The sequence below is a fragment of the Streptomyces sp. NPDC002125 genome (assembly GCF_053593715.1).
The window spans coordinates 21,941-48,012 of the sequence record NZ_JBSFDD010000010.1 but is presented as its reverse complement, the minus strand read 5'-3'; the positions used below and the strand labels follow the sequence as shown (position 1 = coordinate 48,012).

Sequence of the window (26,072 nt, the reverse complement as noted above, 5' to 3'; positions counted from 1 at the left end):
ACGGGGCCCGCACTCCACTCACGGTCGTCCGGTCAGACGGCGAGCGCCTGGGCCCGGCGCTTCACCTCCGTACCGCGATTCTCGCTCAGGGCCTGCGCCGGGGTTCCGGGCAGGGTCGGGTCGGGGGTGAAGAGCCAGTCCAGCATCTCTTCGTCGTTGTAGCCGTCGTCCCTCAGGAGCGTCAGGGTCCCTGCGAGGCCCTTGACCACCTTGTTGCCGTCGATGAAGGCGGCAGGCACCTGGAGCGTCCGGTTCTCACCACGTCGTACGGCGATGAGCTGGCCTTCCTTGACCAGCTGCCGCACGCGCGTCACCTCGACATCGAGCATTTCCGCGATGTCGGGAAGGTGGAGCCAGGCGGGGACGAGAGCATCGATCTTTGCGTCAATCTCGGTCACAAGGACAAGCGTGCCATCCCGGACCGACAGCCGGTAGCCGGGCCGGGCGTACGGGGCCGCGTCCGGCGCTAGAGCGCCGACAATTTCAGCGGGACGGAGGAGTCGGCGGCCCGCACCGGATCGATCCGGGCGCCGGCCTCGACGAGCTTGCGCCCCTGCGCCAGATCACGCGGCCGGCTGACGGCCAGCACGGCGACCAGGATCCCTTCGCGCAGCCAGCAGACCGTCCAGGCGGGGTTACCCGGGTCGCCCCGCCACAGCAGCGTGTCGGCGTCGGCGTGGTGCCCGGCGTACTGCACGAAGCGGCCGAACTGCTCGGACCAGAAGTAGGGCACGGGGTCGTACGTCCTGGCCACACCGTCCGCGAGGGCGGCGGCGACCGTCCGGGGCCCCTGGAGGGCGTTGTCCCAGTGGTGCACCAGCAGCCGTGTCCCGTAGCGGGCGGAGGGGAAGGACGCGCAGTCGCCCACCGCGTGGACGTCGGGCAGCGAGGTGCGCAGCGAGCTGTCCGCGGTGACCGATCCGTCCGGGCCGAGCGCGATGCCCGAGTCCGCCAGCCAGCCCGTGGCGGGCCGTGCGCCGATGCCGACCACCACCGCGCCCGCGGGGATCACCCGGCCGTCCGCCAGGTGGACGGCGCCCGGTTCGACGCGTGAGACCAGGGCTCCGGTGAGGAGTTCGGTTCCGCTCTCGGCGTACCAGCCGGCCATCGGAGCGGCGACCTCGGCGGGCATCGTGCCCGCGAGGGGGCGGTCCGCCGCCTCCACGACGGTGACCGCGCAGCCGGCGGCGCGGGCCGCGGTGGCGAACTCCGCGCCGATCCAGCCCGCTCCGACGACGACCACGTCGTGCTGCCGGTCCAGGACGGGCCGCAGCCTGGCGGCGTCGTCGAGGGTGCGCAGCAGATGGACTCCGGGCACGCCCTCGGAACCGGGCAGTACGACGGGTTCGGCCCCGGTGGCGAGGACGAGCGCGTCGTAGGCGACGGGCCCCTCGGGGGTGTCCAGTTCGTGCGCGTCGGCCCGCAGGCCGGTCACGTCGAGGCCGAGGCGCAGCGTGATGTCCAGGGCCTCGAAGTCGACGTCGAACGCGGAGTCCTCGGCCTTGCCGAGCAGGACCGCCTTGGACAGCGGCGGGCGGTCGTAGGGCTGGTGCGGTTCGGCGCCGATGAGGGTGACCGGGCCGGTGAAGCCCTGTTCGCGCAGGGCCACGGCCGTCTGCACTCCGGCCATGCCGGCCCCCACGATCACGACGTCACGTGGCCGCCGTCCCGCTGCCGGGTCCTGTGTCTGCTCACTCACCCGTCCCACCCTAATCACCTGATGCCCCGTCAGTCCGCGAGCTCCTCCACCACACTCGTCCCGCTGCCCTCCTGCGACTCCCACTCCCACGTCTCGTCCAGGCGGACCCGGCCGTCGGGAAGGTCCGTGACGGTCGAGACGCAGTGCCCGGAAGAAGTCGTTCCGTCCTGCTTCAACTGGACGTAGCGGAAGTCCAGCACGTCCGCCTCCCGGGTGCCGACGAGGTGGCCGCGGACGACGTCGCCGCCCGCGTAGTCGGCCCAGATCCGGCCGCCCCGCTCGTGGTACGTGAAGCGGGTCCGGGTGCCGACCTGGCCGGGGGCCTGGTCCGCGACGGGTGAGAGGACGAGTCCGTCGAGCGAACGGGCCACGGGTACTGCTCCCTTACTGCCTGTGGGTGGTGGGGTCTAGGCTGGCCACCGTAAGGCACTCGCGGGAGTCCGGACGTACCGGGCTGAGAGGGAGGCTGGCCGGCCTCCGACCGTACGAACCTGATCCGGGTCATGCCGGCGAAGGGAGGGGCTGGACGCCCATGCGTATCTCCGCACACGGTTCGGACGTTCTGGTCGTGGGGGGCGGCATCATCGGGCTGGTGACCGCCTGGCGGTCGGCCCAGCACGGTCTGCGCACCGCGCTGGCGGACCCGGAGCCGGGAGGCGGGGCCGCCCAGGTCGCCGCCGGGATGCTCGCCGCCGTCACCGAGCTCCACTACGGCGAGCAGATGCTGCTCGGCCTCAATCTGGCCTCCGCGGCCCGGTATCCGGCGTTCGTGGCCGAGCTGGAGGAGGCGAGCGGGCAGGAGACCGGCTTCCGCGCCTGCGGCACCCTCGCGGTCGCCCTGGACTCCGACGACCGGGCCCATCTGCGGGAGCTGCACGCGCTGCAGCAGCGTTCGGGGCTGGAGTCGGAGTGGCTCAACGGCCGCGAGTGCCGCCGTCTGGAGCCGATGCTCGCCCCGGGTGTGCGCGGCGGGCTGCGGGTCGACGGCGACCACCAGGTGGACCCGAGACGGCTGGCCTCCGCGCTGGTCACGGCGTGCGAGCGGGCCGGGGTGGTCTTCCACCGGGACCGGGTGCAGCGGCTGTCCGTGACCGGCGGCCGTGCGGCGGGGGCGGTTCTCGCGGACGGTACGGAGCTGGCGGCGGACCAGGTCGTACTGGCGGGAGGAAGCCTCAGCGGCCGGCTCGCGGGGCTTCCCGAGGCGGTCGTGCCGCCGGTGCGTCCGGTCAAGGGGCAGGTGCTCCGGCTGACCGTTCCGCCGGCCTACGCCCCCTTCCTCAGCAGGACGGTGCGGGCCGTGGTGCGCGGCAGCCAGGTCTATCTCGTACCGCGTGCCAACGGTGAGCTGGTGGTCGGCGCGACCACCGAGGAGATGGGCTGGGACACCACGGTCACGGCGGGCGGGGTCTACGAACTGCTGCGTGACGCCCACGAGCTGGTGCCGGGCATCACCGAGCTGCCACTGACCGAGACCCGGGCCGGTCTGCGGCCCGCCTCGCCCGACAACGCGCCGCTGCTGGGTCCGACGGCGCTGCCCGGGCTGCACCTCGCCACCGGCCACCACCGCAACGGTGTGCTGCTGACCCCCGTGACCGGCGAGGTGATGGCCCATGTGCTGACCACCGGCGAACTGCCCGAGGTCGGCCGTCCCTTCGCGCCGAACCGTTTCGGCCACTCGTCCGGCATCGCGTCCCCCGAAGCCCTCGCGCCGCAGGAGCAGCCCGTATGAACCAGCCCGTGCCCGACCCCGCGTCCGGTTCCACTTCCTCCACCGTTACCGATCGCTCCCCCACCACGGTTTCCGTCTCCGTCAACGGGGAACGGCGCGACATCCCCGCCGGGACCGCGCTGGACGTCCTGGTCGCAACGCTGACCGCGGCACGTTCCGGGGTCGCGGCGGCGGTCAACGAGGCGGTCGTCCCGCGCGGCGAGTGGTCCGCCACGCTGCTCGCGGACGGCGACCGCGTCGAGGTGCTCACCGCGGTCCAGGGAGGCTGACCATGTCCGACGACCTCTTCGCTCTCGGCCCCGCCTCCTTCTCCTCGCGGCTGATCATGGGCACCGGCGGGGCACCCAGCCTCGACGTGCTGGAACGCTCCCTGATCGCCTCCGGCACCGAGCTGACCACCGTCGCGATGCGGCGGCTCGACCCGACCGTGCGGGGTTCGGTGCTCTCCGTCCTGGAGCGCCTCTCCATCCGGGTCCTGCCGAACACCGCGGGCTGTTTCACCGCTGGGGAGGCGGTGCTGACCGCCCGGCTGGCGAGGGAGGCGCTGGGCACCGACTGGATCAAACTGGAGGTCGTGGCCGACGAGCGGACCCTGCTGCCCGACCCGATCGAGCTGCTGGACGCCGCGGAGATCCTGGTCGACGACGGTTTCACGGTCCTGCCGTACACCAACGACGACCCGGTCCTGGCCCGCAAGCTCCAGGACGTGGGGTGCGCGGCGGTCATGCCGCTCGGCTCCCCCATCGGTTCCGGCCTGGGCATCCGCAACCCGCACAACTTCCAGCTGATCGTCGAGCAGTCCGAGGTCCCGGTGATCCTGGACGCCGGGGCGGGGACCGCGTCGGACGCGGCGCTGGCGATGGAGCTGGGGTGCGCCGCTGTGATGCTCGCCTCGGCGGTGACCCGGGCGCAGGAGCCGGAGCTGATGGCCGCCGCGATGCGGCACGCGGTGGACGGCGGGCGCCTGGCGTACCGGGCGGGGCGCATCCCGCGCCGCCATTTCGCACAGGCGTCCTCGCCGGCGGAGGGCCGCGCGGCGCTGGATCCCGAGCGCCCGGCCTTCTGAGGCCCGGATCCCGAGCGCCCGGCCTTCCGAGGCCCGCTCCCCGGGGAACCCCTCCTGGTCACGACACGTGCATGCCCCTGTCACGGCTCGGCTCCAGAACGGCCCCGGGGAGTCCCGGGCCGACCCGCCGTGTCGGTGGCAGCTCGTAGACTCGCCCCGTGGACACGACCCTTCAGGACCCGCTTGTCGGGCAGCTGCTCGACGGCCGCTATCGCATCGACGCGCGCATCGCCGTCGGCGGTATGGCCACGGTCTACCGGGCCATGGACACCCGGCTCGACCGTGTGCTCGCCCTCAAGGTGATGCACCCGGCGCTGGCGACGGACGCCTCGTTCGTCGAGCGCTTCATCCGCGAGGCGAAGTCCGTCGCCCGGCTCGCCCATCCCAATGTGGTGGGGGTCTTCGACCAGGGCGCCCAGGGGGCGTACGTCTACCTGGCGATGGAGTACGTCGCGGGGTGCACCCTGCGTGACGTGCTGCGCGAGCGCGGCGCCCTGCAGCCCCGGGCCGCGCTGGACATCCTGGAGCCGGTCCTCGCCGCGCTCGGCGCCGCTCACCGCGCCGGCTTCGTCCACCGCGACATGAAGCCGGAGAACGTCCTCATAGGGGACGACGGCCGGGTGAAGGTCGCCGACTTCGGTCTCGTGCGCGCCGTGGGCACCGCCACGGACACCACCGGCTCGCTCCTCGGGACGGTCTCCTACCTCGCCCCCGAGCAGATCGAGCAGGGCACCGCCGACACCCGGTCCGACGTGTACGCCTGCGGTGTCGTGCTGTACGAGATGCTCACCGGCGGCAAACCGCACACCGGCGACAACGCGGCCCAGGTCATCTACCAGCACCTCAACGAGGACGTCCCACCCCCGTCCGCCGCCGTTCCCGGTCTGGCCGTCGGGCTGGACGAGCTGGTCGCGACGGCCACCGCCCGCAATCCCGAGGTGCGTCCGCACGACGCGGTGGCCCTCCTCGCCCTGTCCCGGGAGGCCCGGAGCGCGCTCAGCGAGCAGCAGCTCGACGCGGTGCCCCCGCAGGCCCTCGCGGAGGCGCACGACGCCGCCGAGGACCGTACGAGCGTGATCCCCCGAGTGATCCCCGCAGGCCAGGGCACCGCTCATCACACCAGTCGGCTGGAGATGCCCGCCGCTCTGCCGCCCCGGCAGGGCGGAGTCCGCCGCAGGCCCTTCGCGGGTGGCGGCCGTCGCGGGATATACGCGGCGCTGGTCGCCGTGCTGCTGGTGCTGGGGACCAGTGCGGGTGTCTGGTACATCAACTCGGGCCAGTTCACCCGGGTCCCCTCGCTGCTGGGCCAGACCCAGAGCGCCGCGGAGAAGCGCCTCTCGGACGCCGGTCTGGACATGAAGGGCGTCGACCGCGCCTACAGCGACACGGTGAAGCGCGGCACGGTGATCAGCAGTGACCCCGGCTCGGGTGAGCGCATCCGGAAGAACGACGCAGTGAAGCTTGTGGTCTCGCGCGGTCCCGAGATCGTGAAGGTCCCCGATGTGGAGGGCCTCTCGCTCGGCGACGCCCGGCGCGAGCTGAAGAAGACCGGGCTGGCCCCCGGGATGGTGACCCGGGAGTTCAGCGAGGACATCGCCCGCGGCGAGGTGATCCGTACGGATCCGGCCATGGGCACCGAGCGCCACCCGGACTCGGCGGTCGCCCTGGTCGTCAGCAAGGGCAGCCCCGTCGACGTACCGGACGTCACGGGCATGGGCACCGAGGACGCCACCGCCGCACTCCAGGAGGCGGGGCTCAAGGCGAAGGTGCTGCCCGAGCGCGTCAACTCCCCGGAGGCCGACGGCGACATCGCCCGGCAGGCCCCCGGCAGCGGTGCGGAGGCCGCCGAGGGCGACACCGTGGAGCTGACGGTCTCCAAGGGCCCGCGCATGCTGGAAGTCCCCGATGTCACGGGGATGGACGTCGACGAGGCCCGGAGCACACTGGAGGACGCGGGGTTCGAGGTCGAGGTCGACCGTCCGCTCCTCTCGTTCAGCGACACGATCGGGAAGCAGTCGGTCGAGGGCGGGGAGAAGGCCGCCGAAGGCTCCACGATCACCATCAGGACCAAGGCTCTTTAGATCACCGAGGACTGGCAGCACATGCGCAACCCCATAGGCGGACACGTTCCTGTGGCCGGCGGACTCGCCAAGGTCGGCCTCGGCTACGCCCGCGAGCTGGCGGCGGAGACCGTTCAGGTCTTCGTGGCCAATCCGCGCGGCTGGGCGACTCCTCCCGGGAATCCGGCGCAGGACGAGCTGTTCCGCTCGGAGTGCGCCGCCGAGTCGATTCCCGCGTACGTCCACGCTCCGTATCTGATCAACTTCGGCTCGCACACCGAGGCCACCGTCGAGCGGTCCGTCCTGTCGCTGCGCCACTCGCTGCGCCGGGCCAGGGAGATCGGCGCACTGGGTGTGGTGGTGCACACCGGGTCGGCGACCGGCGGGCGGCCTCGCGAGGAGGCCCTCGCCCAGGTGCGGACGCACATGCTCCCGCTGCTGGACGAGCTGACCCGTGACGACGATCCGTTCCTGCTTCTGGAGTCGACCGCGGGGCAGGGCTCCTCGCTCTGTTCACGGACGTGGGACTTCGGGCCGTACTTCGAGGCGCTGGACTCCCACCCGAAGCTGGGCGTCTGTCTGGACACCTGCCACATCTACGCGGCGGGGCACGACCTGACCGGCCCCGCGGGGATGCGGCAGACCCTCGACCTGCTGGTCGGCACGGTCGGCGAGGGCCGGCTGAAGCTGATCCACGCCAATGACTCCAAGGACGTGGTGGGGGCGCACAAGGACCGGCACGAGAACATCGGGGCGGGCCACATCGGCGCCGAGCCGTTCCGCGAACTGCTCGCGCACCCGGCGACCGAGGGCGTTCCCCTGATCATCGAGACTCCTGGCGGCAAGGAGGGCCATGCGGCGGACGTGGCACGGCTGAAGGAACTCCGAGGAACCCGCTGACGACGAGCAGGAATACCCCGGGGGGTATATGGGTTCCATGGATCACCAGGAACCTCGACCCGGCTCTGGGGGCTTCTCATGCAGCACGAGGCGCACGGCACGCACCAGGGGCACCATGGCACCCACCACAACCATGGCGGCGGCGCGAGCTGGAGCATGGCCGCACGCGCGACCCTGCACTGCCTCACCGGCTGCGCGATCGGCGAGGTCCTCGGGATGGCGATCGGCACCGCGCTCGGCTGGGGCAACGTCCAGACCCTGGTACTCGCGATCGTCCTGGCGTTCTTCTTCGGCTACGCGCTGACCCTGCGCTCGGTGCTGGGCGCCGGCGTCGGTCTCCGCACGGCCGTCCGGATCGCGCTGGCCGCCGACACCGTGTCGATCGCCGTGATGGAGCTCATCGACAACTCGGTGATCGCGCTCTGGCCCGGAGCCATGGACGCCGGCCTCGGGGACGCGAAGTTCTGGAGCGTCCTGGCCCTCGCACTGGTGGCGGCCTTCGTCGTCACGACACCGGTCAACAAGTGGATGATCGGCCGCGGCAAGGGGCACGCCGTGGTGCACACCCACCACTGACCGGCCGGCACGGGAGCGTCAGAGCTCGGGGCCGTCCCCGGGCTCCTCCTGGTAGGAGTAGCGCTGCTCGCTCCAGGGGTCGCCGATGTTGTGGTAGCCCCGCTCCTCCCAGAAGCCCCTGCGGTCGGCGGTCATGTACTCGATGCCCCGGACCCATTTCGGGCCCTTCCAGGCATACAGATGCGGCACGATCAGACGCAGCGGGAATCCGTGTTCCGCGGTGAGCAGTTCGCCGTCCTTATGGGTGGCGAACAGCGTCCGGTCCGACGCGAAGTCGTCCAGTCGCAGATTCGAGCTGAATCCGTATTCGGCCCAGACCATCACGTGCGTGACATGGGGCGAGGGCGGCGCCAGTTCCACGATCTCGCGGGCCAGGATTCCACCCCATTCGGCGCCCAGCATGCTGAATTTCGTCACGCAGTGGAGGTCCGCCACGACGGACGAGAAGGGCAGCGCCGAGAATTCCTGGTGATTCCAGCAGTGCTTGTCACCGTCGGCCGTCGCTCCGAAGACCCGGAACTCCCAGCGGTCCGGCTTGAACTTGGGCACCGGCCCGTAATGGGTGACCGGCCAGCCGCGTTGCAGCCGCTGACCCGGTGGAAGCCCGGACTGCTCTGCTGTGCCGCGTTCCCGGCTTTCCGGCTGACCCATGCCTCCATGGTGACAGACAGGCAGGGGTGGTCATGACCAGGGGAGAGTCGATTCGGGCAACTCATACTAAGCATGCACTTACTGGACGGCCGCGTGGCGCGATGCGAGGATGCGCGCACACATACCCAGTTCACCGGTGGAAGGAGCCTCTGCGATGCAGGGCGACCCCGAGGTCCTCGAGTTCCTGAACGAACAGCTGACCGCCGAATTGACTGCCATCAATCAGTACTTCCTGCACGCGAAGATGCAGGACAACTTCGGCTGGACGAAGCTCGCGAAGTACACCCGGGCCGAATCGTTCGACGAGATGAAGCACGCGGAGATCCTGACCGACCGGATCCTGTTCCTCGACGGACTGCCCAACTATCAGCGGCTGTTCCATGTGCGCGTCGGCCAGACGGTCACCGAGATGTTCCAGGCCGACCGCCAGGTCGAGGTGGAGGCGATCGACCGCCTCAAGCGGGGAATCGAGGTCATGCGCGGCAAGGGCGACATCACCTCGGCGAACATCTTCGAGTCCATCCTGGAGGACGAGGAGCACCACATCGACTATCTCGACACCCAGCTGGAACTGGTCGAGAAGCTCGGTGAGCCCCTCTACATCGCCCAGCTCATCGAGCAGCCGGAGAGCTGATCCGGCAACGGCACTACGGGAGCGCTCGCGGGGCGCTCAGGCGGCGTCGGAGAGCCTGCCGTCCGGTGCCGCGCCGAAGGTGACGGGCGCACCTGCCGGGGCGCCCGTCGACGCCGTACGTCCTTCGAGGAGCTCGCGGCGCGGACAGTCACCGCGGCCCAGAAGCGCCTGGATCCTGCGGACGCAGCCGCCGCAGTCGGTACCGGCCTTGCAGGCGGAAGCGATCTGGCGGGGTGTGCACGCTCCGCCGTCCGCATGCTGCTTGACCTGGTCCTCGGTGATGCCGAAGCAGGAGCAGACGTACATGCGGTTCACCTCCCGACGGGTCGATCGCTGCGCCGTCCCGATATCTCGGTGAGGCTAACCTAACCTTACCCGGGAGGCCTCTCCCGCAAAAGCCCCGGTACGACCGTGGGGCACGGATCACATGGATCCGTGCCCCACAGGTGTAACCAGGAGTGATTCCTACTGGTCGCGGTACATCTCGGCGACGAGGAAGGCCAGGTCCAGGGACTGGCTGCGGTTGAGCCGCGGGTCGCAGGCCGTCTCGTAGCGCTGGTGCAGATCGTCCACGAAGATCTCGTGGCCGCCGCCGACGCACTCGGTGACGTCGTCGCCGGTGAGCTCGACGTGGATGCCACCGGGGTGCGTCCCGAGCTGCTTGTGCACCTCGAAGAAGCCCTTGACCTCGTCCAGGACGTCGTCGAAGCGGCGCGTCTTGTGGCCGGAGGCCGCCTCGAAGGTGTTGCCGTGCATCGGGTCGGTCACCCACACCACGGCGGCACCGGAGGCGGTGACCTTCTCGACCAGCTCGGGGAGCTTGTCGCGGACCTTGTCGGCGCCCATGCGGACGATGAAGGTCAGCCGTCCCGGCTCGCGCTCGGGGTCGAGGCGGTCGATGTAGCCGAGCGCCTCGTCGACGGTGGTCGTCGGGCCGAGCTTGATCCCGATGGGGTTGCGGATCTTCGAGGCGAACTCGATGTGCGCCCCGTCCATCTGGCGGGTGCGCTCACCGACCCAGACCATGTGGCCCGAGGTGTCGTAGAGCTGACCGGTGCGCGAGTCGGTGCGGGTCAGCGAGGACTCGTAGTCGAGCAGCAGCGCCTCGTGCGAGGCGTAGAACTCGACGGCCTTGAACTCCGCCGGGTCCGTGCCGCACGCCTTCATGAAGTTCAGCGCGTTGTCGATCTCACGGGCCAGGGCCTCGTAACGCTGCCCGGACGGCGAGGACTTCACGAAGTCCTGGTTCCAGGCGTGCACCTGGCGCAGGTCGGCGTAACCACCGGTGGTGAACGCGCGGACCAGGTTCAGCGTGGAGGCGGACGCGTGGTACATCTGCTTCAGCCGCTGGGGGTCCGGGACTCGGGCGGCCTCGGTGAATTCGAAGCCGTTGACGGAGTCGCCGCGGTAGGTCGGCAGCGTCACGCCGTCGCGGGTCTCGGTCGGCTTGGAGCGCGGCTTGGAGTACTGCCCCGCGATCCGGCCGATCTTCACGACCGGCACGGACGCCGCGTACGTGAGGACGGCGCTCATCTGGAGCAGCGTCTTCAGCTTGGCCCGGATGTGCTCGGCCGACACGGCGTCGAAGGCCTCGGCGCAGTCGCCGCCCTGCAACAGGAACGCCTCGCCCTTGGCGACGGCTCCCAGTCGGGCGCGCAGCTGGTCGCACTCGCCCGCGAAGACGAGCGGCGGATACGACTCGAGGTCCGCGAGTGCTTCGCGCAGGGCCTCGGCATCGGGGTACTCGGGCTGCTGCGCCGCGGGAAGGTCTCGCCAGGTGTGGCCACCGGCGACGGAGGTATTGGCGTTCACGGTCACCTTCACAACATTACGGGGTCGCGGGGCGCGTCCATCCATGCGCTCAACAATTGAGACGCGCGCTCGTTTGTCCGCGGCATCCGCTATGGTTCGTGGCATGTTCGCGCAGACGACCCAGAACTGGTGGTGGACCGCTCATCCGGCGGCCCGCTGAATCATCGCGCGTACAGACTTCGCGAAGGCCGCCCGGGGGGGCGGCCTTCTCTGCGTTTCGGAGCCGGGAGCCGTTCCTCCATCAGGAAGGAACGCCCATGCCCGACCGCTCCGTCGACCTCCTCTCCGCCCTGCTCAGGGACGACGCCCCGCCTTTCGCCCTGCTGCGCAGACGTACGCCGGGCCGGGACCACGACACCGTCGAGGTCCTGACCGGCGAGGTGCGGGAGGTCGAACAGCTCGCCGGCATCCCTGTCGGCCCGCTGCCCACACTGGCCCTGGTGCCGTTCCGGCAGATCGCCGAGCGTGGTTTCGACGTGCGCGACGACGGCACCCCGCTGGCCGTGCTGGTCGCCGACGAGGCGTACGAACTGCCGCTGGCCGAGGTGCTCGCACAGCTGCCCGGCCATGACGTGCGGGTCGAGGGCGGCGCCTTCGACGTTCCCGACGAGGAGTACGCGGACATCGTCCGGCGGGTCATCGAGGACGAGATCGGGCAGGGCGAGGGCGCGAACTTCGTGATCCGGCGGACCTTCGGCGGTGAGATCCCCGGCTTCGGCCGTGCCGACGCGCTGGCGCTGTTCCGCCGGCTGCTGGCCGGTGAGCGCGGGGCGTACTGGACGTTCGTGGTGCACACCGGGGAGCGGACCCTGGTCGGCGCCAGCCCCGAGGTGCATGTGCGGATGTCCGGCGGGACGGTCGTGATGAACCCGATCAGCGGGACCTACCGCTACCCGGACCAGGGGCCGACCGCCGAGAGCCTGCTCGCCTTCCTCGGGGACCGCAAGGAGACGGAGGAGCTCTCCATGGTGGTCGACGAGGAGCTGAAGATGATGTGCACCGTCGGGGACATGGGCGGCGTGGTCATCGGGCCCCGGCTGAAGGAGATGGCCCACCTCGCGCACACGGAGTACGAGTTGCGCGGGCGTTCCTCGCTGGATGTGCGGGAGGTCCTGAAGGAGACCATGTTCGCGGCGACGGTCACCGGCTCCCCCGTGCAGAACGCCTGCCGGGTGATCGAGCGGTACGAGCCGGGAGGCCGCGGCTACTACGCGGGCGCCCTGGCCCTGCTGCGCCAGGAGCCCGGCGGCTCTCAGACCCTGGACTCGCCGATCCTGATCCGCACGGCGGACATCTCGGCCGCGGGCCGGCTGAGCGTGCCGGTCGGGGCGACGCTCGTACGCCACTCCGACCCGGCGGGCGAGGTCGCCGAGACCCATGCGAAGGCGGCGGGGGTGCTCACCGCGCTGGGCGTCCGGCCCGGCAGGCCGGAGGCGGAGGCGAGCCGTCCGCGGCTGGCCTCCGATCCGCGGGTGCAGGCGGCCCTGGACGACCGGCGCGGTGGGCTCGCCCCCTTCTGGCTGCGGATGCAGGAGCGCACACGGGACCTGTCCGGCCATGCGCTGGTGGTGGACGGCGAGGACACCTTCACGGCGATGCTGGCGCATCTGCTGCGCTCCTCGGGCCTCACCGTGTCGGTGCACCGCTACGACGAGCCGGGACTGCGCGAGACCGTGCGGGCGCACGAGGGCCCCGTGGTGCTGGGGCCCGGTCCCGGCGATCCCGGGGACGCCTCGGACCCGAAGATGCGCCTGCTGAGGGAGCTGGCCGCCGAGCTCGTGCGGGAGCACCGGCACGGGCTGCTGGGCGTCTGCCTCGGTCATGAGCTGATCGCGGCGGAGCTGGGCCTCGAGATCGTGCGGAAGGCGGTGCCGTACCAGGGGGCGCAGACCCGGATCGATCTGTTCGGCAGGCCCGAGACCGTCGGGTTCTACAACAGCTTCACCGCGCGTTGCGACGACGCCGCGGCCGCCGAGCTGGGTGCGCACGGCATCGAGGTGAGCCGGGAGGCCGCCTCCGGCGAGCTTCACGCACTGCGGGGCGAGGGCTTCGCCTCGGTGCAGTTCCACCCGGAGTCGGTGCTGACCCTGCGCGGCGCGACGATCGTGACCGAGCTGCTGGCGGCGCTGCCGGTGCTCAGCTGAGAGCCGGGGACGACCTGGATTGGCATATGCCAGTTGACAACTTTGGTTGCCGTTCGTGGGTGCGGTAACTAAAGTTGTCGTCATGACACGGAGCGAGGTTACACACACGGAACTGACCGCACTCGAGAAGTCCCTCTGCGACGCCCTGGACCCGCTCGCGTCGGCCTTGCGCGCCCGGAGTTCAGGGCTCCCCGAGGACCGGATGTGGGCGGCGGACCCGATCGAGGTGTCGCTGTCGGTCCTCGAGGGCTGGAAGGTGGTGGACTCGGCGGTCGCGCGGCTGACGGAACAGGCCGCGCGGACCGCCGGCTCCTACGGGGCGAGTTACGAACAGCTGGGGGCGGCCTGGGGCATAACCCGGCAGGGCGCCCGCAAGAAGTGGCCCGATGCGGTGAGCAGACCGGCCGCGGGGGCCGAGCCGGGCAGGGTCGAGCTGTTCGGGGGCACGGCCGAGCTCTTCCGGGAGCCGTCGTCCGGTGGCTGGCGGTGGACGGGGCAGGGTGCGGACGGCACGCGGGGCGCGGCGGACGGCGCTCTCCACTGCGGCACGAAGGAGGAGGCCGCCGCCTACGCGGGCGCGTTCCTGAAGGAACACGCGGGCGACGCGGCGGGCTAAGGCGTGGGGAGGGCGGGGACGAGGACGTTGTCGCTGCGGCGTCCCGCCAGGTAGTCGGTGACGTTCCGCACGGTGGCTTCGATGATCTGCCCCACGGCGTCCCGCGTGTAGTACGCCTGGTGCGAGGTCACGATGACGTTGGGAAAGGTGACAAGCCTGGCGAGGGTGTCGTCGTCGATGCCTTCCACGGACTTGTCCATGTAGAAGAGCCCCGCCTCCGCCTCGTACACATCGAGCCCGACACCGGTGAAACGGCCGGCCCGCAGTTCGGTGACGAGTGCGTGGGTGTCGATAAGTCCGCCGCGGCTGGAATTGACGAGGATCGCGTCGTCCTTCATCAGGGACAGTGCCTCCTTGCCGATGATGTGCTCGGTGGCCGGCAGCAGCGGCACGTGGAGGCTGATCAGGTCGGCCTCGGCGAAGAGCTGCTCCTTGTCGACATAGGTCATGCCGAGCGCGGTGCAGGCGGGGTTCTCGGCGACATCCCAGCCGAGGAGATTCATGCCGAATCCGTGCGCGATCCGGGTGAACGCCTCGCCGATCTTCCCGGTGCCCACCACACCGGCCGTGCGGCCGTGCATGTCCCGCCCGAGGAGTCCGTCGAGCCGGAAGTCGAAGTCCCGGGTGCGGCTCACCGCGCGGACGATGCGGCGGTTGACGGCCATGGCCAGGGTCCAGGCGAATTCCGCGACCGAGTAGGGGGAGTAGTACGACACCCGGGCGACGCGCAGGGCGAGCCGTTCGGCGACGTCGAGATCGATGTTGTTGAAGCCGGTGGAGCGCTGGGCGATCATCTGCGTCCCGCCCGCCGCGAGGGTCTGCAGGACGGGACCGCCGAGGTCGGCGTTGACGCTGGTGGAGATGATCTCGTAGCCCGCGGCGATGGGAGCGGTGTCCGCGGTCAGGAAGACGTCCAGGCAGCGGACGTCGTGCAGGCCGGCGAAGGCCTTCTCGATCAGGGGCTTCTCGTCGGACTGCACGCCGAATGCCAGGATTTCCACGACGTCTCCCAGGTGGAGGGGTGGGGCCGGTCCCCGCGAAATATACGGCCCGCACCCGCCGCACGCCGCTCGGCCGGACGGGTCGGCCGGGCGGCGGGGCTCAGCCCTGCCGAGCGCGGGGCTCAGCCGAAGAAGACCCCCGCTTCCGCGTAGAGAGCGGGGTCCACCGTCTTGAGGCGGGCCGTCGCCTCGGCGATGGGCACCCGCGTGATGTCCGTTCCTTGAAGCGCGACCATGACGCCGAAGTCGCCTTCGTGGACGGCGTCGATGGCGTGCAGCCCGAAGCGGGTGGCGAGCCAGCGGTCGAAGGCGCTCGGCGTGCCGCCCCGCTGGACATGGCCGAGGACCGTGGTCCTGGCTTCCTTGCCCGTGCGCCGCTCTATCTCCTTGGCCAGCCATTCACCGACACCGGAGAGCCTGACATGACCGAACGAGTCGTGGGAGTCGTCCTTGAGGATCATCTCGCCGTGCGCGGGCGCCGCACCCTCGGCGACCACCACGATCGGCGCGTAGCTCGCCCTGAAGCGGGAGGTGACCCATTCGCAGACCTGGTCGGTGTCGAAGCGCTGCTCCGGGATGAGGATGACGTTGGCCCCGCCGGCCAGTCCGGAGTGGAGCGCGATCCACCCGGCGTGCCGCCCCATCACCTCCACGACGAGGACCCTCATATGGGATTCGGCCGTGGTGTGGAGCCGGTCGATGGCCTCGGTCGCGATGCCGACGGCCGTGTCGAAGCCGAAGGTGTAGTCGGTCGCCGAGAGGTCGTTGTCGATGGTCTTGGGAACGCCGACGCACTTGATGCCGTACTCGTCGGACAGCCTCGCCGCGACACCGAGCGTGTCCTCACCGCCGATCGTGATCAGGGAGTCGACCTCGTGCTTGACGAGGCTCTCCCTGATCCGGCGGACGCCCTGGCCGGCGTACTCGGGGTCGAAGGGGTTGGTCCGGGAGGAGCCGAGGATGGTGCCGCCGCGCGGCAGGATGCCGCGCACCGCCGGTATGGACAGCGGCACGGTCTCGCCCTCCAGGGGCCCGCGCCATCCGTCCCGGAAGCCGGTGAAGTCGTAGCCGTACTCCTGCACGCCCTTGCGGACGATGGCGCGGATGACCGCGTTGAGACCGGGGCAGTCGCCGCCCCCGGTCAGTACTCCGACCCGCATTGGAAGCATCCCTTCGCCGAAGTGAGCTCGCTACGGGCCACGCTAATGGTGACCCAGGTCACTCCGGGATGGGTCGTACGGTCAATTCCGCGGCGGTTCGCGGCGGTTGTCCCGTCACACGTCGTCGAGGCCGGCCTCGATCGCGTACCGGACGAGCTCCACCCTGTTGTGCAGCTGGAGCTTGCCCAGGGTGTTCTGGACGTGGTTCTGCACCGTGCGGTGGGAGATGACCAGGCGCTCGGCGATCTGCTTGTACGAGAGCCCCTTGGCGACCAGCCGCAGGACCTCCGTCTCGCGGTCCGTGAGCTGCGGGACCTTCGGACGGTCGGGGGCCGCGGGGGCGGGGTCGGAGGCGAGCCTGCGGTATTCGCCGAGGACCAGTCCGGCCAGACCCGGCGTGAAGACCGGGTCGCCCGCCGCGGTGGCCCGCACGGCGTCGGTCAGCTCCTGGGTGCTGGCGGACTTGAGCAGGTAGCCGGTGGCTCCCGACTTCACGGCCTCCAGGACGTCGGCGTGCTCACCACTGGCGGAGAGCACCAGCACCCGCAGCCCCGGGTTGGAACCGACGAGCTCCTTGCAGACCTGGACTCCGGGCATCCCCGGCAGGTTCAGGTCGAGCACCAGGACGTCCGGGGCCGCGGCCCTGGCCCGTCGCACGGCGCCCGGACCGTCACCGGCGGTCGCGACGACGTCGAAACCGGACTCGGCCAGGTCGCGGGCGACGGCGTCGCGCCACATCGGGTGGTCGTCGACCACCATCACCTTGATGGGCCGTTCCTCGGATGCCTGCGTGTTCTCGGATGCCTGCGTGTTCGGTGTACTCATCGGGCCGATCCTGCCTTCCCCCGTGAAACCTTCGGAACCTTCAACTCGACCTCGGTGCCCTGCCCGGGCACCGAGATCAGCTCTGCCGTACCGCCCAGATCGCGCAGCCGGCCGCGGATGGAGAGGGCGACGCCGAGCCGGCCCTCGCCCTCCGCCTGGTCCAGCCGCCCTTCCGGGATGCCGGGGCCGTCGTCCCGGACAGTGACGACGACCGCGTCGGGCTCGTCCTCGACCAGGATCCAGGCCTGGGCGTCCGTCCCGGCGTGGACCCGTACGTTGTCCAGCGCGGCACTCACCGCGGCGGCGAGCTCACGCGCGGCGCCCGCCGGGAGCAGCACCGGGGCGCCCGGCTCCGCGAAGCTGACCCGGGAGCCGGCGTGAACGGCGAGCAGGGTGCGCAGATCGCACTCGGCGTCCTCGGCGTCCTCGGTGTTCTCGTCGGCCTCGCCGCTCTCGCCGGCCACCACCCGGACCACCGCTCCCTCGGCGCTGTCCTCGGAGACCCGGGTCGTGGGCACCAGGCCGCTGGAGACCAGGGTGCGCAGGGCGATCTCCTGTTCCCCGGCCATCCGGCCGAGTTCGGCCGCCTCGCCGCCCAGTGCCGTGCCGCGTCGCTGGACCATGGCCAGTACCTGGAGGACGCTGTCGTGGATGTCGCGGGCCAGCCGCTCCCGCTCGCGGGTCGCCGCCTCGATCTCCAGGGCGCGCGCCAGGGTGCGTTCACTGGCGCGGGCGACCTCGACGACGTATCCGATGGCGATGGAAGCGACCCACACCAGCAGGACGTTGTGGAAGGTGTCCTCGCTGGGCTCGCCGCGCTCGACGATGTTGGCGGCGGCCACCAGGGTGGAGGCGAAGGCGGCCCAGCGCCAGCCGCCCTTGAGCGCGAAGGCCAGGACGGAGCCCGCCGTCCAGATCGACGGGAGCGTCGGGCCGTCGATGTGCTGGGCGTCGAGGTCGGCGAGCGGGGTCAGCAGGATGCCGGTGAGGGCGACGACGAGGTCCAGGCCGAGGAAGCGCTTGGTGCAGCTCGCCGCGTTGGCCACCCTGGGCAGCGTGACGAGCGTCCAGAGGGCGAGGAACGCCAGGAAGGCGACGGCCACCCAGGGCCGCTCGAACGTCGCGCGGCCGAAGCCCGCGAGCAGCGCCGCGTAGACCAGGGTCAGCACGCGGTACGCGGTCAGCGCACGCCACAGCGGCTGCTCGACCGACATCCTCACGACCCGTTCACGCCCGGCCATGTCCCCTCCCCCGGTTCCCGCCCCTGCCATGCTGCCCGCCCCGGAGGGCCGATGGCGCGTCTACGCGCCGGGCCGTTCCGTTCCCTTGTTCTTCGCTTCGAGCTTCGCGTCCTCGGCGATCTGCCGCTTGGCCGCCGTCGCGTAGATGTCCACGTACTCCTGGCCCGAGAGCTTCATGATCTCGTACATGACCTCGTCGGTCACCGAGCGCAGGATGAAACGGTCGCCGTCCATGCCCTGGTAGCGGCTGAAGTCGAGCGGTTCGCCGATCCTGATGCCCGGGCGCATCAGCTTGGGCACCAGCTGTCCCGGGGGCTGGATCTTCTCCGTGTCGATCATGGCCACCGGGATGACGGGCGCGCCGGTGGCGAGGGCCACCCGGGCGAGGCCGCCGGGCTTGCCCCGGTAGAGCCTTCCGTCGGGCGACCTGGTGCCCTCGGGATAGATACCGAAGAGCCCGCCGCTCTCGACGACCTGGATACCCGCTCTGATGGCCGCCTCCCCGGCGCCCCGGGCACCGGAGCGGTCCACCGGGAGCTGCCCCACGCCCTTGAAGAAGGCGGCGGTGAGCTTGCCCTTGACCCCGGGTGCGGTGAAGTACTCCGCCTTGGCGATGAAGGTCACCTTGCGGTCGAGGACGGCCGGCAGGAAGAAGGAGTCGGAGAACGAGAGGTGGTTGCTCGCGAGGATCGCCGGCCCCCGTGCGGGGATGTTCTCCAGGCCCTCCACCCACGGCCTGAAGGCGAGCTTCAGGGACCCGCCGATGGAGAACTTCATTGCGCCGTAGATCAACTCGGGTGCCTCCTGTGTGCTGTCCGACAGACCTTAACCTGTGGCGCCGCGGCCCCTCCCGCCCGGCACGGGAGGCCGGGCCCCCGCAGGCGTACCCGGCAGCTGACGTCCGGTCGGGCGGTGACGGCCCTGGTCGGTGTCGGCCCGGTCGCGTACGGTGAAGTAATCCTTTTGCACACCCCCCGCACCCCCGCCCGCTTCATGAACAGGAGACCCCGGTGCCGGTCCTCCCTGGAGCCGAGCCGTTCCGCCACGAGGGCGGAGAGGTCGGCGTCCTCCTCTGTCACGGATTCACGGGTTCGCCGCAGTCGCTGCGCCCCTGGGCCGACTATCTGGCGGAGCGCGGGCTCACCGTGTCCCTCCCGCTGCTGCCCGGACACGGCACGCGCTGGGAGGACATGGCGGTCACCGGCTGGCAGGACTGGTACGCCGAGGTCGACCGGGAGCTGCGGGCCCTGCGGGAGCGGTGCTCGCGGGTCTTCGTCTTCGGCCTGTCCATGGGGGGGGCCCTGGCGCTGCGCCTCGCCGCGAAGCACGGGGACGAGATCGCGGGCCTGGTGCTGGTGAATCCGGCGAACAAGGTGCACGGCCTGTCCGCGTACGCCCTGCCGGTCGCCCGTCATCTGGTGCGGACGACGAAGGGGCTGACGAGCGACATCGCCCTGGAGGGCTCCGAGGAGGTCGGCTACGACAGGGTGCCGCTGCACTCCGCGCACTCGGTCCGGGCGTTCTTCCGGCTGGTCGACGCCGATCTTCCCCAGGTGACCCAGCCTCTCGTGCTGCTGCACAGTCGGCGGGACCATGTCGTCCCGCCGGCCGACTCGGCCCGGATCCTCAGCCGCGTCTCGTCCCGGGACGTCGAGGAGATCCTGTTGGAACAGAGCTACCACGTGGCGACGTTGGACCACGATGCGGAGCGGATCTTCGACGAGAGCTTCCGGTTCATCGGCCGCCTCGCACCCGATGCCGGCAAGAAGGGGAGCACGTCCGGTGGCTGAGCACGACGCGGAGCGCGCGGGCAGTGACGAGGAGCGCGAACCGCGCCCCACGGAGGGGACGGCCGTCCCCGAGGGTACGGAGGGGGCCCGGCCGATCGACGAGGCCGCCGCCTGGGAGGCGATCGTCGCGGGGTACGGCGAGGAGCCGCCGGACCCGCCGGGGGCCAAGCCCTTCAAGTCCATCGAGGACCTGGCCCTGCTGGAGAACGACCAGCTCAATGTCCTTGATCCCGCTCCCGACTCCGGCGCGGGCGAGGACCCGGACAAGGGCACGGGCGGCAAGGCGTCCGGCGGACCGCCGGAGAGGAAGCCGCTCGGCGGTTCGGTCGTCTTCGCGCCGGGGGTCGCCGGTCCGCGTGACTACGGCCTGGCGGAGCCCACCGAGGGCGACATCGAGGACCCGGACGACAGCGAGGAGGGACACTTCGTCCCGCCGGAGCCGCCGCCGCTTCCCGAGGCCGATGTGGCGGCGAAGTTCGCCTGGCTCGCGGTCGTCGGCGGACCGGTGCTGATGCTGATCGCCGTGCTGATGCAGTGGGACATGACGTGGTGGCTCACCACGCTCTCCATCGGCGGCTTCCTGGGCGGCTTCGCCACGCTGGTGGCACGCATGCCCCACGACGACGAAGAGGACGACGACCCGGGCCGCGGCGCGGTCGTCTGACCCCGGGACGGCCCGGCAGCCGGGCAGGGACGGAGGGTCACCCAGCCCCCTCGCCCTGCCCGGGTGCCAGCGCCCTGCCCAAGTACCGGAGCTCTGCCGGGCGCGCCGCACGGGCCGCCAAGCCCCTCGCTCCACCGGGCCCCCCTCGCCCCGCCGGATGCTGGCGCCCCGCCCGGCCCTGGAGCCCCGCCGGATGCTGGCGCCCCGCCCGGCCCCGGAGCCCCGCCGGACGCCGGAGCCCCGCCCGGCGCCGGAGCCCCGCCCGGCGCCGGAGCCCCGCCCGGCGCCGGACGCCGGGCGCCGCCAGGCGTCAGGTTGCCCGGCGCCCGGGTCCTGCCCGGCGCGTGGCGGAACGAGGCGGGACCGGACCGCCGCCCCCGGCCGTTCACTCCCCCGCCGGTACCCGCAGGGCGGCCAGTACGGGCAGGTGGTCCGTGGCCGCCCGCAGGTCGGTGGCCGTGATGCCCGGCAGCTCGGCGGGAACGCCGCAGCCGAGCACCTCGATGCCGTCGGTCGCGAACACCGCGTCGATCCGCTTGCGCGGCGCGTCGGGCGGGAAGGTGTTCTCGCCGCCCCACGGCCGCACCGTCCGGCAGTCCTGGAGCCGCCCGGCGAGCCGCCGGAACGCGTTCCCCTCCGGTACGTCGTTGAGGTCGCCCGCCACCACGGCGTGCCGGACACCCATCGCCTCGACCCGGTCCAGCAGCATCCCCGCCTGAGCCCGCCGTTCCTCACGCTGGAGGCTCAGATGGCAGCTCACGACACCGAGCCGCGCCCCCGCGATCCGTACCACCGCCGTGGCCAGACCGCGCCGGTGCTGCCCAGGGGTGAGCGGCAGCAGGACGTCCTCGGTCCGCTCCACCGTGGCGCGCAGCGAGCAGAGCAGCATCGGCCCGGCCGCGGTGGCACCGCCGCTGAGCATCACCAGGTCGGTCATCGCGGCGAGCCGGGCCGCCGCCTTGCGCCAGCGGAAGAAGCGCGGCGCCTCCTGGACGCACACCAGGTCGGGGGCGCAGGCGCTGATGACGCGGGCCAGAGCCTCGGTGTCGTCGCGCAGCGAGCGGACGTTGTAGCTGAGCACCCGGATGACGGCCGAACCGTCCGGCTCGGTACGGGAGTCGGGCAGCGGCATAGGCATGGTGACCATGGAAGGCACGATACGACGGACGCCCGCCGCTCCCCGGAGGGCGCGACGGGCGTCGGACATGCCGTGGTGGAGGTCAGCCCTGGCGCGCCAGGTCCGCCGCGCCCACGAGACCGGCCTTGCCGCCCAGCTGGGCGGCGAGGACCTGGGCGTGCGGCCGCCATTCGCCGCCGATCAGCCAGCGCCGGAACGACTTGCGGATCGGGTCGAGGACCAGCTCGCCCTCGTCCGACACGCCGCCGCCGACGATGAAGGCGGACGGGTCGAAGAGCGAGGCGAGGTCGGCCAGTCCGGCTCCGGCCCAGCGGGCCAGCTCACGGAACGAGTCGACGGCCACCGGGCAGCCCTGCCGGGCGGCCTCGCTGATGTGCTTGCCCTCGATGCCCTCCACGGAGCCGTCGCCGAGTCCCAGCAGGATCACGGCGTTCTCCGGGGTGGCGTTGGCGCGCTGCTTCGCGTACCTCACGAGCGCGCGCCCTGAGGCGTACTGCTCCCAGCAGCCCTGGCTGCCGCAGCCGCAGAGCAGCCCGTCCGGGACGACCCGGATATGACCGAATTCCGCCGCCACACCGAAGCGTCCCCGGCGCAGCTTGTTGCCGATGATGATGCCGCCGCCCAGGCCGGTGCCGAGCGTGATGCAGATGACGTCGTCGTGGCCCTGGCCGGCGCCGAAGCGGTATTCGCCCCAGGCCGCCGCGTTGGCGTCGTTCTCGACGACGACGGGAAGGCCGACGCGCTGCTCGACCTTGTCCTTGAGCGGCTCGTGGCGCCAGTTGATGTTCGGTGCGAACAGCACGGTGGCGCGCTTGTCGTCGACATATCCGGCCGCGCCGATGCCGACCGCCTCGACGTCGTGTCCCTCGCTCGCTCCGGCCACGGCAGCGCTGATCGCGTCCACGATGCCTTCGGCCGTCGGCGGGGTCGATACCTTGAACGTCGAGAGGATCCGGCCCTCTTCGTCGACCACTCCAGCCGCGATCTTCGTGCCGCCGATATCGACGCCGATGGTGAGTCCCATGAATCCCTCAGTTTCGGTCGAGCCCCGCTACGGCCAACCGTACCCGAGCCGGGGACGGGTATTTCCTGTCCCGGGTCAGTCCAGGTCGATGTGTTCGCTGCCGCCGGTGCCCTCGTCGCGCGGGTCCGAGGGGTCTTCGGCCGCCTTCTTCGTGGAACCGGGGGTGCTTCCGGTGCCTCCGGCGCCTTCGGTCCCCCGGGTCCAGCGGCCTTCCTGGCCCTCGACGGCGGAGCGGTAGGCGGCCAGGAGCTCGTTCCCGGCGGCGGCGAGATGGTCGAAGAGTTCGGGGTTGCGCTCGATGACGGGCTCGACCGCCGACTTGGCCTGACGGATCACCTGCCGCACGGTGCCCTGGGCGGCCATGCCGAGCAGCGGCGACTGGAGCGAGGAGACCTTGTCGGCCACCGCGTCGATCAGCTTGCGCAGCTCCTCGGCGGCGGAACCCGGCTGCTGTCCGTACTCCGCCCGCCGGCGGGCCTTCTCCGCTTCGAGGTCCTCGGCGCAGGCCTCCGCCCACGCGTCGTCGTCGACGGGACGATCGGTGGCTTCACTCATGGCGGACTCCTGCGGCGCGGTTGTCTGCGTGGCCGTGGGGGCCACGTACTACCGACGTTACCCGAACGGTGGTACCCCGTTCATTGTGTCCGGGGCCAGAGCGCGGGATCAGGTGTGAACCGGACACGCAGAACGCCGTCGGTGAGTGCCGCCCCGGAGACGGTGCAGCGGCGCAGCGCCGACTCCAGGCGCAGGATCCGGTGGAACGGACCTGCGGTGAGGAGCAGTTCGTCGCCGCGCCGGACGAGCCTGAGGTCCTCCTTGGCGGCCCCGGGCAGCGGCAGGCACCAGGCGATCACACCGTCCCCCGCGTCCTCGGTCCACCAGGGGTCCTCGGCGCGGCCGGGCGCCCGGTCGTCGGGGGCACGGCCGTCCGCGAGAAGTGCCAGGTCGTCGAGGGTGCGCGGCTCCCGGCCGAGGTGGGCGCTCTCGTGTACGGGGGTGCCGGGCGCCCACTCCTGGTGCCAGTGGTCCAGGGTCTTCTCCTGCCGGGCGGCGAGATCGGCGAACCAGGGGTCGGCGGAGTGGCGGGGCAGGACCCGGGAGGCCACGACGGCGTCGGTGCGCAGTCCGTACAGGGCGAGCCCGGTGCGGGCCGCGCTCAGGGCCTCCTCACCGGCAGGTCCCGGCTCGGCGACCAGCCGCACGGTGGTCGCGCCGTCCTCGATCAGGGCCTCGACGCTGGCCAGTTCGGCATCCTTGCGCGCGGCGGCCTCGTACAGCCACTGGGCGGGCATGGGGACCCCGGCCAGCTGGGCGAGGACGGGGCGCAGGGCGCGGGCGGCCTGGCGTTCCCTGGGCAGGAGGCGGCGCAGATAGCGGCGCAGCTGTGCCGGCAGTGTGAGCAGGGCGAGAGCCTCGGTCAGCGGGGGCAGGTCGACGACGAGGACCTCGTAGCCCTCCCGCGCCCAGTCCCCGTCGGCCGCCCGGCGCAGGGTGTGCAGGAGGGCGAGCTGCGCGCTGCCCGGCAGTTCGGTGAGCTCCTCGCCGTCCAGCCGGTTGGCGCCGAGCAGGTCGAGCACCCCGGACGCCCGGTCCTGGAGCTCGATGAGTTCGGCGCGGAAGTGTGCGGCGGAGTCGACCCGGGCGTAGGAGAGCCGCTCGGTGACCTCCGCGGGTCCCGGACCCGCGGGGAAACCGGGTACGGCATCGGCGGAGACCAGGAGTGTGCGCCGGCCGCCGCGGGCCGAGTCGAGCGCGGTCGCCGCGGCGACGGTGGTACGGCCCGCGCCGCCGGGGCCGGTGACGAGGACCGTACGCACGCGGTCAGGCCTTCGGGACGGACTCGACGCGCTTCTTCAGACCGGCGAGGGCGCGGTCGATGATGACCTTCTCGGCCTTGCGCTTGATCATGCCGAGGAGCGGGATCTTGACGTCGACGGCGAGCCGGTAGGTGACCTCGGTGCGGTCACCGTCGCCCAGCGGCGCCAGCGCGTAACTGCCGTCGAGCGCGCGCAGCATCTGGGACTTGACGAGGGTCCAGCCGACTTCGTACGGGCTGTTCCAGGTGTACGCGAGGACGTGGTCGTCCTTGATCGCTCCGGCGTCCAGGACGAGGCGGACCTGCTCGGCGCGTCCCTGGTCGTCGGTGGCCAGGATCTCGGCCTCCTTCACCTCGCCCGTCCACTCCGGATAGCGGGCGAAGTCGGCGATCACTCCCATGACGTCGGCCGGTGCCGCCTCGATCGTGATGCTCGAGCTGGTGTGTTCAGCCATCGCCGTGGCCCTCCAGTGCGGTGTACCGGTCGCGTTCGGCAGAGGCCTGCCGTGTGCAGGCTATCGCGTGTCCACCGCCGCCCCGCCCGCGCCCCGGCCCCTGGCCGGTGGCCGTGTCGCTCACCACTCCAGGACCCAGGGCCGCCCTGTCGAGGCGAAGTGTCCGACGTTGACGCACTCGGTGACACCGATGCGCATCCGGCGGACCAACGGCTGGTGGACGTGGCCGAAAATCGCGTAGCGGGGACGGGTGCGGCGGATGGCTTCCAGGAGCGCGCGGCTGCCACGCTCGAAGCGCCGCGCGACGGTGTCGTAGGTCAGTTCCGGGACCTCGGGCGGGATGTGCGAGCAGAGGACGTCCACCGGTCCGAGCGCCTCGACCTTGGCGGCGTACTCCTCGTCGCTGATCTCGTACGGGGTGTTCATCGGCGTCCTGAGGCCGCCTCCGACGAACCCGAAGACCCGGCCGCCGATCTCCGCACGCTCTCCGTCCAGCACGGTCGTACCGGCATGGGCGTACTCGGGCCAGAGCGCGGGCACGTCGACGTTGCCGTAGGTGGCGTAGGTGGGGGTGGGCATGGCCGCGAACATCTCGGCGTACTGCTTGCGTACGGCGGACAGGATCGCGGCATTACGGTCCCGGCCCGCCCAGAGCTCACGTCCGAAGGCCCGCGCCTCCTCGAACCGCCGCGCGGTGCGCAGCTCGACGATGCGGTCCGCGTTCTCCCTGCCGAAGAGATCGGGGAAGATCCCGCGCGAATGGTCTGCGTAGTCGAGGAAGAGGACCAGGTCGCCCAGACAGATCAGCGCGTCCGCGCCGTCCCCGGCGCGCGCCAGCGCGTCCGTGTTGCCGTGCACGTCGCTGACGACGTGGACGCGTGTCCGTCGAGTGGTGATTGTGTGTGGATCGCGCGGTTCGCCGGCTCGCATGCGGATCACCCTAGGTCGCCGGGCGGCGCTCTGGGTAGAGGCCGCCGGACCTGCGGTTACTTCCGGATCGGGACACGGGTGGACTAATGTGCGCCGAAGGACCGCCGATATGTGTGATGCATGAGACATCTGGCCGGAACC

Annotated in this window: 29 protein-coding genes and 1 riboswitch; of the genes, 12 read left to right on the top strand and 17 right to left on the bottom strand. The window is 71.4% G+C overall.

Annotated features, from left to right (window positions below; all coding sequences use genetic code 11):
* Nucleotides 1–32 precede the first annotated feature (32 nt).
* From ACWCQM_RS18985 to ACWCQM_RS18975, 3 genes are all read right to left on the bottom strand, one after another.
* Nucleotides 33–398, bottom strand: coding sequence for an Rv2175c family DNA-binding protein (locus ACWCQM_RS18985; RefSeq protein ID WP_014045440.1), 366 nt, complete (start codon nucleotides 396–398; stop codon nucleotides 33–35).
* A gap of 68 nt (nucleotides 399–466) precedes the next feature.
* A complete protein-coding gene (locus tag ACWCQM_RS18980) occupies nucleotides 467–1,699 on the bottom strand; it encodes an NAD(P)/FAD-dependent oxidoreductase (protein ID WP_450916336.1) in 1,233 nt (410 codons plus the stop codon).
* Nucleotides 1,700–1,728: 29 nt separating this feature from the next.
* Nucleotides 1,729–2,070 (bottom strand): hypothetical protein, encoded by a 342-nt coding sequence (locus tag ACWCQM_RS18975; RefSeq protein WP_450916335.1) that lies wholly within the window; start codon nucleotides 2,068–2,070, stop codon nucleotides 1,729–1,731.
* Between the two features lie 51 nt (nucleotides 2,071–2,121).
* A riboswitch (TPP riboswitch) is annotated at nucleotides 2,122–2,234 on the top strand.
* On the opposite strand from ACWCQM_RS18975, the gene thiO reads away from it, so the two are divergent.
* The 6 genes from thiO to ACWCQM_RS18945 all read left to right on the top strand — a co-directional run bounded on the left by thiO (nucleotide 2,232) and on the right by ACWCQM_RS18945 (nucleotide 8,030).
* Nucleotides 2,232–3,428: a glycine oxidase ThiO gene (thiO, locus tag ACWCQM_RS18970; RefSeq protein WP_450916334.1), complete on the top strand. Its 1,197-nt coding sequence runs from the start codon at nucleotides 2,232–2,234 to the stop codon at nucleotides 3,426–3,428. (Overlaps the previous riboswitch by 3 nt.)
* Nucleotides 3,425–3,697, top strand: a complete 273-nt coding sequence (thiS, locus tag ACWCQM_RS18965) for a sulfur carrier protein ThiS (RefSeq protein WP_450916333.1) — start codon at nucleotides 3,425–3,427, stop codon at nucleotides 3,695–3,697. The genes thiO and thiS overlap by 4 nt, the downstream gene beginning before the upstream one ends.
* A gap of 2 nt (nucleotides 3,698–3,699) precedes the next feature.
* Nucleotides 3,700–4,494 (top strand): thiazole synthase, encoded by a 795-nt coding sequence (locus ACWCQM_RS18960; protein ID WP_450916332.1) that lies wholly within the window; start codon nucleotides 3,700–3,702, stop codon nucleotides 4,492–4,494.
* 158 nt (nucleotides 4,495–4,652) lie between these two features.
* Nucleotides 4,653–6,575, top strand: a complete 1,923-nt coding sequence (gene pknB / locus ACWCQM_RS18955) for a Stk1 family PASTA domain-containing Ser/Thr kinase (RefSeq protein WP_450916331.1) — start codon at nucleotides 4,653–4,655, stop codon at nucleotides 6,573–6,575.
* A 21-nt stretch (nucleotides 6,576–6,596) separates the two neighbouring features.
* Nucleotides 6,597–7,454 carry a deoxyribonuclease IV gene (locus ACWCQM_RS18950; RefSeq protein ID WP_450916330.1) on the top strand — a complete coding sequence of 286 codons (858 nt, stop codon included), beginning with the start codon at nucleotides 6,597–6,599 and terminating at the stop codon, nucleotides 7,452–7,454.
* Nucleotides 7,455–7,532: 78 nt separating this feature from the next.
* Nucleotides 7,533–8,030, top strand: a complete 498-nt coding sequence (locus tag ACWCQM_RS18945; protein WP_450916329.1) for a DUF4396 domain-containing protein — start codon at nucleotides 7,533–7,535, stop codon at nucleotides 8,028–8,030.
* A gap of 18 nt (nucleotides 8,031–8,048) precedes the next feature.
* On the opposite strand, the gene ACWCQM_RS18940 is transcribed toward ACWCQM_RS18945, so the two are convergent.
* Nucleotides 8,049–8,681 (bottom strand): sulfite oxidase-like oxidoreductase, encoded by a 633-nt coding sequence (locus tag ACWCQM_RS18940; RefSeq protein ID WP_267076192.1) that lies wholly within the window; start codon nucleotides 8,679–8,681, stop codon nucleotides 8,049–8,051.
* A gap of 154 nt (nucleotides 8,682–8,835) precedes the next feature.
* On the opposite strand from ACWCQM_RS18940, the gene bfr reads away from it, so the two are divergent.
* Entirely contained in the window at nucleotides 8,836–9,315 is a 480-nt protein-coding gene (gene bfr, locus ACWCQM_RS18935; RefSeq protein WP_007451289.1) for a bacterioferritin, read from the top strand.
* A 36-nt stretch (nucleotides 9,316–9,351) separates the two neighbouring features.
* Here the strand turns inward: bfr and ACWCQM_RS18930 are convergent, their stop codons facing one another.
* Both ACWCQM_RS18930 and ACWCQM_RS18925 read right to left on the bottom strand, forming a co-directional pair.
* The gene (locus tag ACWCQM_RS18930) at nucleotides 9,352–9,621 is read right to left on the bottom strand and encodes a (2Fe-2S)-binding protein (protein WP_073747666.1); all 270 of its coding nucleotides are present in this window, start codon (nucleotides 9,619–9,621) and stop codon (nucleotides 9,352–9,354) included.
* Nucleotides 9,622–9,780: 159 nt separating this feature from the next.
* Nucleotides 9,781–11,127, bottom strand: a complete 1,347-nt coding sequence (locus tag ACWCQM_RS18925; RefSeq protein ID WP_073748041.1) for a class II 3-deoxy-7-phosphoheptulonate synthase — start codon at nucleotides 11,125–11,127, stop codon at nucleotides 9,781–9,783.
* A gap of 43 nt (nucleotides 11,128–11,170) precedes the next feature.
* Here ACWCQM_RS18925 and ACWCQM_RS18920 point away from each other — a divergent pair, with 43 nt between their 5' ends.
* The 3 genes from ACWCQM_RS18920 (at nucleotide 11,171) to ACWCQM_RS18910 (ending at nucleotide 13,887) form a co-directional block, all read left to right on the top strand.
* Entirely contained in the window at nucleotides 11,171–11,287 is a 117-nt protein-coding gene (locus ACWCQM_RS18920; protein WP_450916328.1) for a trp operon leader peptide, read from the top strand.
* Between the two features lie 97 nt (nucleotides 11,288–11,384).
* Nucleotides 11,385–13,271, top strand: coding sequence for an anthranilate synthase family protein (locus ACWCQM_RS18915; protein ID WP_450916327.1), 1,887 nt, complete (start codon nucleotides 11,385–11,387; stop codon nucleotides 13,269–13,271).
* A gap of 82 nt (nucleotides 13,272–13,353) precedes the next feature.
* Nucleotides 13,354–13,887, top strand: a complete 534-nt coding sequence (locus tag ACWCQM_RS18910) for a hypothetical protein (protein ID WP_450916326.1) — start codon at nucleotides 13,354–13,356, stop codon at nucleotides 13,885–13,887.
* Here the strand turns inward: ACWCQM_RS18910 and ACWCQM_RS18905 are convergent.
* The 5 genes from ACWCQM_RS18905 to ACWCQM_RS18885 form a co-directional block, all read right to left on the bottom strand.
* Nucleotides 13,884–14,888 (bottom strand): 2-hydroxyacid dehydrogenase, encoded by a 1,005-nt coding sequence (locus ACWCQM_RS18905; protein WP_450916325.1) that lies wholly within the window; start codon nucleotides 14,886–14,888, stop codon nucleotides 13,884–13,886. The genes ACWCQM_RS18910 and ACWCQM_RS18905 overlap by 4 nt on opposite strands.
* Nucleotides 14,889–15,010: 122 nt before the next feature.
* Nucleotides 15,011–16,048 (bottom strand): 6-phosphofructokinase, encoded by a 1,038-nt coding sequence (locus tag ACWCQM_RS18900; protein WP_450916324.1) that lies wholly within the window; start codon nucleotides 16,046–16,048, stop codon nucleotides 15,011–15,013.
* Nucleotides 16,049–16,162: 114 nt separating this feature from the next.
* Nucleotides 16,163–16,873, bottom strand: coding sequence for a response regulator (locus tag ACWCQM_RS18895; RefSeq protein WP_450916323.1), 711 nt, complete (start codon nucleotides 16,871–16,873; stop codon nucleotides 16,163–16,165).
* Nucleotides 16,870–18,114 (bottom strand): MacS family sensor histidine kinase, encoded by a 1,245-nt coding sequence (macS, locus tag ACWCQM_RS18890; RefSeq protein WP_450916322.1) that lies wholly within the window; start codon nucleotides 18,112–18,114, stop codon nucleotides 16,870–16,872. The genes ACWCQM_RS18895 and macS overlap by 4 nt, the downstream gene beginning before the upstream one ends.
* A gap of 60 nt (nucleotides 18,115–18,174) precedes the next feature.
* Nucleotides 18,175–18,906, bottom strand: coding sequence for a lysophospholipid acyltransferase family protein (locus ACWCQM_RS18885; protein ID WP_073747659.1), 732 nt, complete (start codon nucleotides 18,904–18,906; stop codon nucleotides 18,175–18,177).
* 218 nt (nucleotides 18,907–19,124) lie between these two features.
* Here ACWCQM_RS18885 and ACWCQM_RS18880 point away from each other — a divergent pair, with 218 nt between their 5' ends.
* Together ACWCQM_RS18880 and ACWCQM_RS18875 are read left to right on the top strand one after the other, a co-directional pair.
* The gene (locus ACWCQM_RS18880; protein WP_450916321.1) at nucleotides 19,125–19,904 is read left to right on the top strand and encodes an alpha/beta hydrolase; all 780 of its coding nucleotides are present in this window, start codon (nucleotides 19,125–19,127) and stop codon (nucleotides 19,902–19,904) included.
* Entirely contained in the window at nucleotides 19,897–20,568 is a 672-nt protein-coding gene (locus ACWCQM_RS18875; protein ID WP_450916320.1) for a hypothetical protein, read from the top strand. Before ACWCQM_RS18880 ends, ACWCQM_RS18875 begins: the two co-directional genes overlap by 8 nt.
* 385 nt (nucleotides 20,569–20,953) lie before the next feature.
* Here the strand turns inward: ACWCQM_RS18875 and ACWCQM_RS18870 are convergent, their stop codons facing one another.
* The 6 genes from ACWCQM_RS18870 to ACWCQM_RS18845 form a co-directional block, all read right to left on the bottom strand.
* On the bottom strand, nucleotides 20,954–21,715 hold the full coding sequence (locus ACWCQM_RS18870) for an endonuclease/exonuclease/phosphatase family protein (protein ID WP_450916319.1): 762 nt from the start codon (nucleotides 21,713–21,715) through the stop codon (nucleotides 20,954–20,956).
* Between the two features lie 73 nt (nucleotides 21,716–21,788).
* Nucleotides 21,789–22,730, bottom strand: coding sequence for an ROK family glucokinase (locus ACWCQM_RS18865; RefSeq protein ID WP_450916318.1), 942 nt, complete (start codon nucleotides 22,728–22,730; stop codon nucleotides 21,789–21,791).
* A gap of 75 nt (nucleotides 22,731–22,805) precedes the next feature.
* Nucleotides 22,806–23,285 carry a DUF5304 domain-containing protein gene (locus ACWCQM_RS18860; protein WP_450916317.1) on the bottom strand — a complete coding sequence of 160 codons (480 nt, stop codon included), beginning with the start codon at nucleotides 23,283–23,285 and terminating at the stop codon, nucleotides 22,806–22,808.
* Nucleotides 23,286–23,365: 80 nt separating this feature from the next.
* Nucleotides 23,366–24,547, bottom strand: a complete 1,182-nt coding sequence (locus ACWCQM_RS18855; protein ID WP_450916316.1) for an ArsA family ATPase — start codon at nucleotides 24,545–24,547, stop codon at nucleotides 23,366–23,368.
* Nucleotides 24,548–24,551: 4 nt separating this feature from the next.
* Nucleotides 24,552–25,001, bottom strand: coding sequence for an SRPBCC family protein (locus tag ACWCQM_RS18850; RefSeq protein WP_073747652.1), 450 nt, complete (start codon nucleotides 24,999–25,001; stop codon nucleotides 24,552–24,554).
* A gap of 120 nt (nucleotides 25,002–25,121) precedes the next feature.
* Nucleotides 25,122–25,931, bottom strand: coding sequence for a metallophosphoesterase family protein (locus ACWCQM_RS18845; RefSeq protein ID WP_450916315.1), 810 nt, complete (start codon nucleotides 25,929–25,931; stop codon nucleotides 25,122–25,124).
* Nucleotides 25,932–26,072 lie beyond the last annotated feature (141 nt).

Coding starts and splice junctions, on each gene's coding strand:
- thiO (WP_450916334.1), top strand. CDS start 2,232: ATGCGTATCTCCGCACACGGTTCGGACGTTCTGGTCGTGGGGGGCGGC.
- thiS (WP_450916333.1), top strand. CDS start 3,425: ATGAACCAGCCCGTGCCCGACCCCGCGTCCGGTTCCACTTCCTCCACC.
- ACWCQM_RS18960 (WP_450916332.1), top strand. CDS start 3,700: ATGTCCGACGACCTCTTCGCTCTCGGCCCCGCCTCCTTCTCCTCGCGG.
- ACWCQM_RS18950 (WP_450916330.1), top strand. CDS start 6,597: ATGCGCAACCCCATAGGCGGACACGTTCCTGTGGCCGGCGGACTCGCC.
- ACWCQM_RS18945 (WP_450916329.1), top strand. CDS start 7,533: ATGCAGCACGAGGCGCACGGCACGCACCAGGGGCACCATGGCACCCAC.
- ACWCQM_RS18940 (WP_267076192.1), bottom strand. CDS start 8,681: ATGGGTCAGCCGGAAAGCCGGGAACGCGGCACAGCAGAGCAGTCCGGG.
- bfr (WP_007451289.1), top strand. CDS start 8,836: ATGCAGGGCGACCCCGAGGTCCTCGAGTTCCTGAACGAACAGCTGACC.
- ACWCQM_RS18930 (WP_073747666.1), bottom strand. CDS start 9,621: ATGTACGTCTGCTCCTGCTTCGGCATCACCGAGGACCAGGTCAAGCAG.
- ACWCQM_RS18920 (WP_450916328.1), top strand. CDS start 11,171: ATGCGCTCAACAATTGAGACGCGCGCTCGTTTGTCCGCGGCATCCGCT.
- ACWCQM_RS18915 (WP_450916327.1), top strand. CDS start 11,385: ATGCCCGACCGCTCCGTCGACCTCCTCTCCGCCCTGCTCAGGGACGAC.
- ACWCQM_RS18910 (WP_450916326.1), top strand. CDS start 13,354: ATGACACGGAGCGAGGTTACACACACGGAACTGACCGCACTCGAGAAG.
- ACWCQM_RS18900 (WP_450916324.1), bottom strand. CDS start 16,048: ATGCGGGTCGGAGTACTGACCGGGGGCGGCGACTGCCCCGGTCTCAAC.
- ACWCQM_RS18895 (WP_450916323.1), bottom strand. CDS start 16,873: ATGAGTACACCGAACACGCAGGCATCCGAGAACACGCAGGCATCCGAG.
- macS (WP_450916322.1), bottom strand. CDS start 18,114: ATGGCCGGGCGTGAACGGGTCGTGAGGATGTCGGTCGAGCAGCCGCTG.
- ACWCQM_RS18870 (WP_450916319.1), bottom strand. CDS start 21,715: ATGGTCACCATGCCTATGCCGCTGCCCGACTCCCGTACCGAGCCGGAC.
- ACWCQM_RS18865 (WP_450916318.1), bottom strand. CDS start 22,730: ATGGGACTCACCATCGGCGTCGATATCGGCGGCACGAAGATCGCGGCT.
- ACWCQM_RS18860 (WP_450916317.1), bottom strand. CDS start 23,285: ATGAGTGAAGCCACCGATCGTCCCGTCGACGACGACGCGTGGGCGGAG.
- ACWCQM_RS18850 (WP_073747652.1), bottom strand. CDS start 25,001: ATGGCTGAACACACCAGCTCGAGCATCACGATCGAGGCGGCACCGGCC.
- ACWCQM_RS18845 (WP_450916315.1), bottom strand. CDS start 25,931: ATGCGAGCCGGCGAACCGCGCGATCCACACACAATCACCACTCGACGG.